This is a genomic window from Huaxiibacter chinensis (assembly GCF_022171985.1).
GTDB lineage: Bacteria > Pseudomonadota > Gammaproteobacteria > Enterobacterales > Enterobacteriaceae > Enterobacter > Enterobacter chinensis_A.
On the sequence record NZ_JAJVHF010000002.1, the window covers coordinates 361034 to 371753 of the forward strand.

12 protein-coding genes and 3 tRNA genes are annotated in these 10720 nt (G+C 51.8%); 8 read left to right on the forward strand and 7 right to left on the reverse strand.

The genetic code is table 11. The features are described 5' to 3' along the window. Positions 1-29 precede the first annotated feature (29 nt). Entirely contained in the window at positions 30-488 is a 459-nt protein-coding gene (locus LZP96_RS07545) for a YbaK/EbsC family protein (protein ID WP_258925810.1), read from the reverse strand. A gap of 327 nt (positions 489-815) precedes the next feature. Between LZP96_RS07545 and LZP96_RS07550 the strand changes: the two genes are divergently transcribed. After that, a complete protein-coding gene (locus LZP96_RS07550; protein WP_064324719.1) occupies positions 816-2159 on the forward strand; it encodes a PTS sugar transporter subunit IIC in 1344 nt (447 codons plus the stop codon). 43 nt (positions 2160-2202) lie between these two features. On the opposite strand, the gene fhuF is transcribed toward LZP96_RS07550, so the two are convergent. Together fhuF and LZP96_RS07560 are read right to left on the reverse strand one after the other, a co-directional pair. Further along, positions 2203-2991, reverse strand: a complete 789-nt coding sequence (fhuF, locus tag LZP96_RS07555) for a siderophore-iron reductase FhuF (protein ID WP_258925811.1) — start codon at positions 2989-2991, stop codon at positions 2203-2205. Positions 2992-3088: 97 nt separating this feature from the next. Then, complete coding sequence (locus LZP96_RS07560; RefSeq protein WP_064324721.1) at positions 3089-4153, reverse strand: GGDEF domain-containing protein; 1065 nt, start codon at positions 4151-4153, stop codon at positions 3089-3091. Between the two features lie 215 nt (positions 4154-4368). On the opposite strand from LZP96_RS07560, the gene LZP96_RS07565 reads away from it, so the two are divergent. After that, positions 4369-4638 carry a DUF1435 domain-containing protein gene (locus LZP96_RS07565; protein WP_064328062.1) on the forward strand — a complete coding sequence of 90 codons (270 nt, stop codon included), beginning with the start codon at positions 4369-4371 and terminating at the stop codon, positions 4636-4638. A 37-nt stretch (positions 4639-4675) separates the two neighbouring features. On the opposite strand, the gene LZP96_RS07570 is transcribed toward LZP96_RS07565, so the two are convergent. The 4 genes from LZP96_RS07570 to rsmC form a co-directional block, all read right to left on the reverse strand. Further along, positions 4676-4762 (reverse strand) — tRNA-Leu (locus LZP96_RS07570). 32 nt (positions 4763-4794) lie between these two features. Next, positions 4795-4881: transfer RNA gene (locus LZP96_RS07575), tRNA-Leu, on the reverse strand. Positions 4882-4910: 29 nt separating this feature from the next. Next, positions 4911-4997: transfer RNA gene (locus tag LZP96_RS07580), tRNA-Leu, on the reverse strand. A gap of 154 nt (positions 4998-5151) precedes the next feature. After that, complete coding sequence (rsmC, locus tag LZP96_RS07585; protein ID WP_064324722.1) at positions 5152-6180, reverse strand: 16S rRNA (guanine(1207)-N(2))-methyltransferase RsmC; 1029 nt, start codon at positions 6178-6180, stop codon at positions 5152-5154. Positions 6181-6282: 102 nt separating this feature from the next. Here rsmC and LZP96_RS07590 point away from each other — a divergent pair, with 102 nt between their 5' ends. The 6 genes from LZP96_RS07590 to LZP96_RS07615 all read left to right on the forward strand — a co-directional run bounded on the left by LZP96_RS07590 (position 6283) and on the right by LZP96_RS07615 (position 10651). After that, a complete protein-coding gene (locus LZP96_RS07590) occupies positions 6283-6696 on the forward strand; it encodes a DNA polymerase III subunit psi (RefSeq protein WP_064324723.1) in 414 nt (137 codons plus the stop codon). Continuing rightward, entirely contained in the window at positions 6665-7108 is a 444-nt protein-coding gene (gene rimI, locus LZP96_RS07595; protein ID WP_064324724.1) for a ribosomal protein S18-alanine N-acetyltransferase, read from the forward strand. The genes LZP96_RS07590 and rimI overlap by 32 nt, the downstream gene beginning before the upstream one ends. Before the next feature lie 19 nt (positions 7109-7127). Continuing rightward, a complete protein-coding gene (gene yjjG / locus LZP96_RS07600) occupies positions 7128-7805 on the forward strand; it encodes a pyrimidine 5'-nucleotidase (RefSeq protein WP_064324725.1) in 678 nt (225 codons plus the stop codon). Between the two features lie 91 nt (positions 7806-7896). Continuing rightward, positions 7897-9486 (forward strand): peptide chain release factor 3, encoded by a 1590-nt coding sequence (gene prfC / locus LZP96_RS07605; protein WP_064324726.1) that lies wholly within the window; start codon positions 7897-7899, stop codon positions 9484-9486. A gap of 302 nt (positions 9487-9788) precedes the next feature. Further along, positions 9789-10406: a molecular chaperone OsmY gene (gene osmY, locus LZP96_RS07610; protein ID WP_064324727.1), complete on the forward strand. Its 618-nt coding sequence runs from the start codon at positions 9789-9791 to the stop codon at positions 10404-10406. A gap of 83 nt (positions 10407-10489) precedes the next feature. After that, complete coding sequence (locus tag LZP96_RS07615; protein ID WP_003856556.1) at positions 10490-10651, forward strand: DUF1328 domain-containing protein; 162 nt, start codon at positions 10490-10492, stop codon at positions 10649-10651. The last annotated feature ends 69 nt before the right edge of the window (positions 10652-10720 follow it).

The window sequence follows — 10720 nt, forward strand, 5'->3', positions numbered from 1 at the left end:
CGCACTGCGCCAGGGGCCTGGCGCAGCGATTAAATGCAGACATCAATCCATTTTGCTGCCGTCAGTTCTGCCATTTTTTCTGGCGCGATGCGCACCGCGCTGTGGATCGCACCCGCTGCGGGGAGCACTTCTTCATACTGTTTAAGCGAAATATCACAGTAAACGGCCAGCGGATTCTCCAGGCCAAAGGGACACACGCCGCCAACCGGATGTCCCGTGAGTGACACCACTTCATCACAGCTCAGCATGCGTGCCTTAGCGCCAAAGGTCGCCTTCAGCTTTTTATTATCCAGCCGCGCATCGCCTTTGGCGACAACCAGGATAACGTCGTTTTTAATCTTTAAAGACAAGGTCTTGGCAATTTGGCCAGGCTCAACAGAGTGCGCTGCGGCCGCGAGGGCGACGGTTGCCGTGCTCTGGTTGAGCTCAATAATTTCGATCTCTGGGGCGTTGTCAGCAAAAAATTGCCGCACTGACTGCAAACTCATGATTCCTCCTGACAAATTTCCTGCGTAATTTGTCATAAGAAATTATGCTCTGTAAATATCTCTTCCGTAACAAATATTCAGTACAGCCGTTTTATGGATCGCCTTCACATTCACAGAAACCGGTTACAGTAACCGGTTGCAGAGCGTCAGTGAGAGAGGAATACTGAAGACGTAACCTCCTCTGCACCTAATAATAAGAGTCAACTATGAATCTAATCCGCTCGAGCAGTACCGCTGGCAAACGAACCAGCAAGGTTGTGAGAAAGATGTGTGGAATAACGTGTGGCGCGTGCGCGTCCAAAATGAACGTCTGACAGGAGAGCCGATATGTCTGCCAACCATGCTGCGTTTAATCTGATATTTCGTTTCGTCGAGAATTATGTCAGTCCGATTGCCGGGCGGATCTCCTCCCAGCGTCATGTGATGGCGATTCGCGACGGTTTTATCTCCGCGATGCCGTTTATGATTGTTGGGTCGTTTTTATTAGTTTTCGCCTACCCGCCTTTCTCGCCAGATACCACGTGGGGCTTTGCCCGTGCGTGGCTGGACATGGCAAAACAGTTTGAAGGCCAGATCCTGACGCCGTTTGATATGACGATGGGGGTGATGTCGCTCTATATCTGTGCGGCTATCGCCTATAACCTGGGTAAACATTACGTCAAGTCGCATCAGCTTGATCCGTTCATGTGCGCAATGCTGTCGTTAATGGCTTTTTTGCTGGTCGCGGCGCCTAAAACCAAAGGCACCTTGCCGGTGGATAGCCTGGGCGGAACCGGGATCTTTACGGCGATCCTGGTGGCAATTTACTGCGTGGAGATGATGCGGTTCCTGAAGGCGCATAATATCGGCATTCGTTTGCCGGATCAGGTGCCTCCGATGATCAAAAACTCTTTTGATCTTCTGATTCCGGTGCTGGTGGTTGTGTTGACGCTCTATCCGCTGAGCCTGTTAATACAGTCGCAGTTCGACATGTTGATCCCGCAGGCCATTATGGCGATCTTTAAACCGCTGGTCTCCGCTGCAGACTCCTTGCCGGCGATTCTGCTGGCAGTACTGATTGGTCATCTGCTGTGGTTTGCCGGCATCCACGGTGCGGCGATTGTCTCCGGGATGCTGCAAATGTTCTGGCTCACCAACCTGGGAGCGAACCAGACAGCGCTGGCGCAGAGTGCGCCGCTGCCCCATATCTTTATGGAAGCGTTCTGGACGTTCTTTATCGTGATCGGGGGGTCTGGCGCCACCATGGGGCTGGTGTTCTGTTACCTCCGAAGCCGTTCAGCCCACCTGCGCTCTATTGGCCGCCTGAGCGTGGTGCCGAGTATCTTCAATATTAACGAACCGGTAATTTTTGGTACCCCAATCGTCATGAACCCGGTGTTCTTTATCCCGTTCCTGCTGGCCCCGATGGTCAATGCTGTTTTGGCCTGGGCAGCAATGAAGCTGGATCTGATTGGTCGCGTTATTTCAGTCGTTCCCTGGACCGCACCCGCGCCCGTCGGGGCAGCATGGGCATTAGGCTGGGATTTCCGCGCGGCGGTACTGGTGATTCTGTTGGCGCTGGTTTCAGCACTTATCTACTACCCGTTCTTTAAGGTGTACGAGAAGCAGTTGCTGGAACAGGAAGCAGAAGAGGCGCAGCGCGCTGAAGAGGAAAATCAGCAGGTCGCATAACTAAAAACCCGGCGGTGATGGGCCGCCGGGTTTATAAAAAGGATTATTTGAGCGTGCAGTCACCGCACTGCTGGACATCAGGCAGGCGATAGCGCTGGCAGCATGTACGTCGGACAAGTATCCCGTCACGCGGGACCACGGTACGATAAAGAGGATTATCTCTGCCGTCCGCCAGCTGTTTCGTGAAGAAACAAGACTGACGAAGCGCATCGACCTTCTCATCTCCCAGCAGCGTTTTCATTTCTGTCAGATACCAGTGAATCAAATACCCGGTATTACTCCAGATGAGCTTGCCATTAATTTCGCCCGTCGCTTCCAGCGCGTCAATCACCGGCATCAGCGCCTGAGCCACCAGCGTTTCCATACGCGCCTGAGGCGACATCACGGTTACCTGACGGTCTTCATGCACATCAATCCAGAAACACGCGGCACGGCCCGTTTCGTGAAACTCTACGTGGAAATGCTCTGGTGAGAGCGCCAGCGCATTATCCTGACTCAGCAGAGCCAGCATCAGCGGCGGCACCATCAGCCCGATATACCATTGCGCCCACAAAGAGAGTAGCGGTTTGTTTTCTCGCGCCTGATCGGGTTGATTACGGTAGATATGATCGGAATAGAGCGCCAGCAGAGAGCGTAGTTCTGACGGGCGGCGCCACTGTTCGAGCGTCATGGCCTGATGTGGATGCGGTTCATCAAGCTTGATGAAATCCAGCATGTAGGCACGTGATTCAGCAATTTGCTCCCTTATAGCCTCCGCAAGCGAAGTGCTCCCCGTGGAGAGATGGGCTCGCCAGAGAATTGCGTCAACGTTTTGTGCGGAATGCGTGGCCATATAGGGTTGGATAGAAATCTAAATGATAATGATTGCCAATCCTAACTATAGATAAAAGCATTCGCAAGCCTTTTGTCGGCAAAGCGAGAGCCTGACCTCAGATCGCCTGGTGCTCGGGGCTCAGCAAAATAGTGTTACGCCCAAGATGCTTCGCTTCATACAGCGCTTTGTCCGCTTTTTCGAGCGCCGCTTCGATATTTTCACCTTCAAGGATGGCCATCCCGATGCTGATCGTGACGGTGGTGGCGACACTTTCATTAAACATGTGGGGTATTTCAAGATCATACACCTGCTGGCGGATCCGTTCTGCGCGCTGGCGGGCCTGTTCGAGCGTGATGTTGGTAAACAGCACCATAAATTCTTCACCGCCAAAGCGGGCCACAATATCCCGGGAGCGTACGGCATTACGAATAGCGGCAGAGACGCGAATAAGCGCCTGATCGCCCATCATATGGCCGTAATGGTCGTTGTAGGCCTTAAAGTGATCGATATCCAGCAGCAGGACAAAATGCTCGCCGCTTTTTACCGCAGGCAGATTTTCAATACGGTTCTGTAACCCGCGCCGGTTATACAGGCCGGTTAGGGGGTCCATCATGCTCAGGTCGTTCAGCGTTTCGCGTTCTTCCTGTAATCGATAGAGCAGTTGCTGGGCAAAAAGGTCATTACGCTTTTGGATCACCTGATGAATCGCAATCCCGGCCATGGGCAGGGCGACAGAATAGATCATCCGCAGCCATTGATCGTGCGGACTCAAAGACAGGCAAATAATGAACGTGGGCAGCGAGTGCAACGTAAATGCTTTGATATCACTGGCGAACGCGAGGGAGCCAATGAATAACACACTCAACAACGCGACCAGTAAATAGAGTGGTTGATCCCCGGTGACCAGAGAAAATTTACCGGCGATATGCCAGGCCCATAATCCGCCAAAAAACAGGGAAATCAGCGGGATATTGATTGTTCGCGCTTTGTTTTTCCAGTGCCACGCCAGCAACGACAGGCTAAACGTCAAAATAATAATGATGGGCAGAGACAGGGCCTGAACGCTGTACAGCGGATTCAGCATGCTAAAAAGAGCTGAAAACGTATTCAGGAACAGAAATAAACGTAAAGATAACTGATATTTCTTGTGGCGCAACGAACGCCAGGATTGTGCTGTCATGTCGGTATATTTTATTAATACTTAATTAAATCAGACTGATGGCTGCCAATGTGAATTTGAAATGGTGAAATTATCAGGAACTAAAATATCAGGAAAATGTTATAGGTAGTTAACAGGTGTGCAATTTATCACCTTACTGAATTCCTGTCATTACAGGAAAGGTAAAGGTCGTAAGAATGTTCTGGCGACTGCTGACAAATGAGAAACTCTATCATATGATATTGGTTATCATTATCGTATTGAGTGAGAAAACCATGTTGAGCAACGTGCTGAGAAGTGGTTGGGGAGTATGTCTGCCAGGGATCGTGCTTGCCGGATTGGCCTTTACCGATCTCTCGTTGATCGTCTGGAAAATGATCATCGTAATAGGTTTACTGGTGACATCCGCGATGATTTGGCACAAGCAACTGCGGCATTTCGTACTGCTGCCATCGTGCGTCGCGTTGATAAGCGGGATACTGGTGATAATGATGAGTTTGAAATAACAGGGAATCAGAGAATTCAGAAGGGAGATAAGATAAGTGGTGCGAAGAGGGGGACTTGAACCCCCACGTCCGTAAGAACACTAACACCTGAAGCTAGCGCGTCTACCAATTCCGCCACCTTCGCACTGTTATCTTATTCTTTTGATATTGCCTCGTTGGTGCGAGGGGGGGGACTTGAACCCCCACGTCCGTTAAGACACTAACACCTGAAGCTAGCGCGTCTACCAATTCCGCCACCGTCGCCCGGTGAGAACAATATCAAACATGGTTTGTGGTGCGAGGGGGGGGACTTGAACCCCCACGTCCGTAAAGACACTAACACCTGAAGCTAGCGCGTCTACCAATTCCGCCACCGTCGCATACCATTAATACTTATAAAAGTATCGCAACCACGGAGGCGCATTCTAGATGTTTTCCGCTGTTCGTCAACAGAAAATTGACCAGGGGGTTTTAATTGCTGCAAAAATGGGCATTCAGGCGAAACGGCAGCGCGACGCTGCCGCTCGTATGACGTTACTTTTTCGCCTGACGCGTCATTACCGTACGGTAAACTTTGAAGCGTCCCGTCTGTGCCAGCACTTCATGGAAACCAAAAATTTCATCCAGCAGTTTTGGGTACGGCAAGAAGGCGTTGGCCACGATACGCAGTTCACCGCCGCTGCCAAGGTGGCGAACCGCCCCGCGGATCAGGTTTTGTGCTGCTTCAAGGCTGGTTTCAACGCCATCGTGGAACGGTGGATTCGAGATAATCATATCGAAACGGCCCGTCACTTCAGAGAAGACGTTGCTGGCGAAGACCTCGCCCTCAAAACCGTTGGCGGCAAGCGTTGCGCGGCTGGCTTCAACCGCAGGCGCGCTGACGTCGCACAGGGTTAAGCGGACTTTTGGCGAATGGCTAGCCAGAACGGCAGAAAGCACGCCGGCGCCACAACCCACATCCAGCACTTTGCCTTTGGTGTGCGGCGTCAGGGTGGAGAGCAGCAGCTGACTGCCTACGTCCAGGCCATCGCGGCTAAACACGCCCGGCAGGGTTTTGATGGTCAGGTTGTCCAGCTGATATTCGCCCCAGTGTTTTTCAGCATCAAAGGACGGCTTGTTCTCCAGGCGACCGTGATACAGACCACAGCGGCGGGCGCTGTCGATTTTGGTCAGCGTGGCATACCCTTCCAGCATCTGCTCGGCGCTGCGCACGCCGCTGCGGTTTTCACCCACCACAAAAATATCGCACCCAACCGGCAGCAGGGAGAGCAGATTCATCAGCTGGAACTGTGCTTCCGGCTTGTTCTTTGGCCAGTAGTAAATCAGCGTATCGCAATCGGCGATATCGGTTTGATCGGCAACCAGGCTAAAACGCACGCGATCTTCCATCTGGCGGCTCAATACCTGCCAGTGGTGGAACTGCTGAGTATGTGCACGGCTGTCTGCACAGGTTAAACGAGCAGGCAGGTCATCCTGCATATCTCCGGCAAACAGAATACGGCTTTGTTCGAAATCATCACTGTGGCGCAGCAAGACTTCACTTGCCGGGGTAAAAGCAGACATGAATTGTTCCTCAATAAACTCAGGCGGGGAGTATAGTAGTTTGTTGGCGGATATACGACGAATTTGCTATATTTGCGCGCCTGACAGACAGGAGTTTTTGCTATGACATCCCGACGAGACTGGCAGTTGCAGCAACTGGGCATTACCCAGTGGGCGTTGCGTCGCCCGACGGCGTTACAGGGTGAAATTGCTATCTCCATTCCTGCGCATGTTCGTCTGGTGATGGTGGCAGAACAGCTGCCTGCCCTGCATGACACGATGATTGGTGACGTCCTGCGTTCCTTGCAGATCACCCCGGATCAGGTATTGCAACTTACCCCCGATCGCGTGGCGATGCTGCCCCCTGAAAGCCGCTGTAACAGCTGGCAAATAGGTGGAACGGAGGCGATTCCCCTTGAAGGTGGCCGGATCTTCTCGCCCGCGCTGGAAGAATTAAAAGCAAACCCAACCGCGCGCAGCGCGCTATGGCAACAGATCTGCACATATGAACACGATTTCTTCCCTCACGACGGCTGATCTTGCAACAGCGTTCGCGATTGAAAAACGCGCCCACGCCTTTCCGTGGAGCGAAAAAACCTTTGCCAGCAATCAGGGCGAGCGCTATCTCAACTATCGGCTGGATGTTGAAGGTGAGATGGCCGCCTTTGCGATTACCCAGGTCGTGTTAGACGAAGCGACCCTGTTTAACATTGCCGTGGATCCCGCGTTTCAGCGTCGTGGTCTGGGCAAGCATTTACTGGAACATCTGATACGCGAGCTTGAAAGTCGGGATGTATTCACGCTGTGGCTGGAAGTGCGTGCGTCAAACGCTGCCGCTATCGCCCTCTATGAAAGCCTGGGCTTTAACGAGGCCACAATTCGCCGTAATTACTACCCTACTGCTGAGGGACGTGAAGACGCCATTATTATGGCTCTGCCAATTGGTTAATGAACATAAGGTTGTAACGATGAAATGGGACTGGATTTTCTTTGATGCCGACGAAACGCTGTTTACGTTTGATTCGTTTGGCGGTCTACAGCGGATGTTTATGGATTATAGCGTGACCTTCACCGCGGAAGATTTTCAGGACTATCAGGCGGTGAATAAGCCGCTGTGGGTGGATTACCAGAATGGTGCCATCACTGCGTTACAGCTGCAGCATCAGCGCTTCGATGTCTGGGCCGAAAGGTTAAACGTCAACCCAGGGGCGCTGAACGATGCCTTTCTCAATGCCATGGCAGAGATCTGTGCCCCGCTACCCGGTGCGGTGTCTTTACTGAACGCGCTGAAGGGTAAAGCGAAGCTGGGGATCATTACCAACGGTTTTACCGCGTTACAGCAAATTCGCCTTGAGCGTACCGGCCTGCGCGATTATTTCGACGCGCTGGTCATCTCTGAACAGGTTGGCGTACCCAAACCTGACCCAAGGATATTTGATTACGCGCTGGAAAAAGCCGGGAATCCCGATCGCGAGCGCGTGCTGATGGTGGGTGATACCGCCGAGTCGGATATTCTCGGTGGTAACAGGTCTGGTCTGGCGACCGTCTGGCTCAATGCGCACCGTCGCGAGGTGCCGGAAGGTATTCATCCCACCTGGACCGTCACATCATTGAACGAACTGGAGCAGCTCCTGTGTAAACAATGATTGCCTGCCCCCTGTTGATGGGTAAAATAGCCGCAATTTCGTATTCCATAATGCGTGGCCTGCTGCCGCGCTTTTAAAAGAAGATTCAATTATGACGTTGTCTCCTTATCTGCAAGAGGTGGCCAAGCGCCGTACTTTTGCCATTATCTCTCACCCGGATGCCGGTAAAACGACCATCACCGAGAAAGTGTTACTGTTCGGACAGGCGATTCAGACCGCCGGTACGGTAAAAGGCCGTGGGTCCAGCCAGCATGCAAAATCCGACTGGATGGAGATGGAAAAACAGCGTGGTATCTCGATTACCACGTCCGTGATGCAGTTCCCGTATCACGACTGCCTGGTGAACCTGCTTGATACCCCGGGACACGAAGACTTCTCTGAAGATACCTATCGTACGCTGACGGCGGTTGACTGCTGTCTGATGGTGATTGACGCCGCAAAAGGGGTAGAAGATCGTACCCGTAAGCTGATGGAAGTCACCCGTCTGCGCGACACGCCGATCCTGACCTTCATGAACAAACTCGACCGTGATATTCGCGATCCAATGGAAGTGATGGACGAAGTCGAGCGCGAGCTGAAAATTGCCTGTGCGCCCATTACCTGGCCTATTGGCTGTGGCAAGCTGTTTAAAGGGGTTTACCACCTTTATAAAGACGAAGTTTACCTTTACCAGACCGGTAAAGGTCACACCATTCAGGATGTGCGCATCGTTAAAGGTCTGGATAACCCGGAGCTGAATACCGCCGTAGGTGAAGAGCTGGCGATGCAGCTGCGCGACGAGCTGGAGCTGGTGAAAGGGGCTTCGCACGAGTTCGACAAAGAGCTGTTCCTGGCCGGTGAAATCACCCCGGTCTTCTTTGGTACCGCATTAGGTAACTTTGGCGTAGACCATATGCTTGATGGTCTGGTGGAGTGGGCCCCGCAACCGATGCCGCGCAAAACCGACACGCGTCTTGTTGAAGCGGCAGAAGAGAAGTTCTCCGGTTTTGTCTTTAAGATTCAGGCCAACATGGACCCGAAACACCGCGACCGCGTTGCGTTTATGCGCGTGGTCTCGGGTAAATATGAAAAGGGCATGAAGCTGCGCCAGGTGCGTATCGGTAAAGACGTGGTGATCTCTGATGCGCTGACCTTTATGGCTGGCGACCGTTCCCATGTGGAAGAGGCCTATCCAGGGGACATCATCGGCCTGCATAACCACGGCACCATTCAGATTGGTGATACCTTCACGCAGGGTGAAATGATGAAATTCACCGGGATCCCGAACTTTGCGCCGGAGCTTTTCCGTCGTATTCGCCTTCGCGATCCGCTGAAGCAAAAGCAGCTGCTGAAAGGCCTGGTACAGCTTTCGGAAGAGGGCGCCGTACAGGTGTTCCGTCCTGTTGCCAATAACGATCTCATCGTTGGTGCGGTCGGTGTGCTGCAGTTCGACGTGGTGGTTGCCCGCCTGAAGAGTGAGTACAACGTTGAGGCGATTTACGAATCCGTCAACGTGGCTACGGCGCGTTGGGTTGAATGCGCTGACGTGAAAAAATTCGAAGAGTTTAAGCGTAAGAATGAAGTTCAGCTGGCGCTGGATGGCGGCGACAACCTGACCTACATTGCCCCAACCATGGTTAACCTGAACCTGACGCAGGAACGTTATCCTGACGTTCAGTTCCGTAAAACCCGCGAGCACTAATCCCCTTCAGAGCACGGTATTTGCCGTGCTCTGCTTAATTCCCTTCTTTATTAAACCCTTGCGGAATTTTCTTAATTCATCGCCTTTTCTAACCAATCGTTCGTATTTTCCCCAATTCTTAAAGCAGCCTTGTGAATGTGATCTATATTTAACTCAGTGTTTAACACCTGGCGCGAATGAAAAAGCTGTTTAACGTCGTTTTTTTTGCTTTGCATTCCAACAGCGTGTTTATTCGCAAGATTAAAAACTATACGAAAGGAAGTTTGACGCTCAAATAATGAGCAAACTACAGGAATACATCGATGAATATGACAAGCCTGAAGATTTCTAAAACCCTGTTAGCCGTTACTCTGAGTGGTTTAATGATGAGCGGTTCCGTGATGGCAGAAACGACCACGACGGATAAAGCACAGTCAACTGCCGATAGCGCGGGGCAAAAAATCGATAGCTCTATGAATAAAGTCGGTAATTTCATGGATGACAGCTCAATCACAGCAAAAGTGAAAGCCGCTCTGGTGGATGATGAAAACATTAAGAGCACCGATATTTCGGTTAAAACCGACAAAAAAGTGGTCACGCTGAGCGGCTTTGTAGAAAGCCAGGCGCAGGCGGAGCAGGCAGTGAAAGTGGCGAAGGGCGTTGAAGGCGTGACCTCTGTCAGCGATAAACTGCATGTACGTGACGCAAAAGACTCGTCAGTGAAAGGCTATGCAGGCGATACGGCAACCACCAGTGAAATCAAAGCTAAACTATTAGCTGATGACATCGTGCCGTCGCGCAAAGTGAAAGTTGAAACCACGGATGGGGTGGTTCAGCTGTCCGGTACGGTGGATTCCCAGGCGCAGGTAGAACGTGCCGAAACTATCGCTAAAGCCGTTGATGGCGTGAAAAGCGTCAAAAACGATCTGAAAGCGAAGTAAAAAATAACACCTGGAAAAACGCCGGTGAGCACCTTACAGCTCACGTATAGCGGCTGATATTAACTATGGTAAAGGAGAGTCTTATGTTTCGTTGGGGCATTATTTTTCTGGTTATCGCGTTAATTGCCGCTGCCTTGGGCTTTGGTGGTTTGGCGGGTACAGCAGCATGGGCAGCTAAAATTGTCTTCGTTGTGGGTATTATCCTGTTCCTGGTCAGCCTGTTTACCGGACGCAGACGTCCGTAGCAGCACGCTATCAATAACATCCTCTAAAGCCAGTCCTCGTGACTGGCTTTTCTCGTTTGAGAGAGGAAG

Excerpts from the sequence above, each read along its gene's own strand:
- LZP96_RS07545 (WP_258925810.1), bottom strand. The coding sequence starts at position 488 with ATGAGTTTGCAGTCAGTGCGGCAATTTTTTGCTGACAACGCCCCAGAG.
- yjjG (WP_064324725.1), top strand. The coding sequence starts at position 7,128 with ATGAAATGGGACTGGATTTTCTTTGATGCCGACGAAACGCTGTTTACG.
- fhuF (WP_258925811.1), bottom strand. The coding sequence starts at position 2,991 with ATGGCCACGCATTCCGCACAAAACGTTGACGCAATTCTCTGGCGAGCC.
- LZP96_RS07565 (WP_064328062.1), top strand. The coding sequence starts at position 4,369 with ATGATATTGGTTATCATTATCGTATTGAGTGAGAAAACCATGTTGAGC.
- prfC (WP_064324726.1), top strand. The coding sequence starts at position 7,897 with ATGACGTTGTCTCCTTATCTGCAAGAGGTGGCCAAGCGCCGTACTTTT.
- rimI (WP_064324724.1), top strand. The coding sequence starts at position 6,665 with ATGAACACGATTTCTTCCCTCACGACGGCTGATCTTGCAACAGCGTTC.
- LZP96_RS07590 (WP_064324723.1), top strand. The coding sequence starts at position 6,283 with ATGACATCCCGACGAGACTGGCAGTTGCAGCAACTGGGCATTACCCAG.
- osmY (WP_064324727.1), top strand. The coding sequence starts at position 9,789 with ATGAATATGACAAGCCTGAAGATTTCTAAAACCCTGTTAGCCGTTACT.
- LZP96_RS07560 (WP_064324721.1), bottom strand. The coding sequence starts at position 4,153 with ATGACAGCACAATCCTGGCGTTCGTTGCGCCACAAGAAATATCAGTTA.
- LZP96_RS07550 (WP_064324719.1), top strand. The coding sequence starts at position 816 with ATGTCTGCCAACCATGCTGCGTTTAATCTGATATTTCGTTTCGTCGAG.
- rsmC (WP_064324722.1), bottom strand. The coding sequence starts at position 6,180 with ATGTCTGCTTTTACCCCGGCAAGTGAAGTCTTGCTGCGCCACAGTGAT.
- LZP96_RS07615 (WP_003856556.1), top strand. The coding sequence starts at position 10,490 with ATGTTTCGTTGGGGCATTATTTTTCTGGTTATCGCGTTAATTGCCGCT.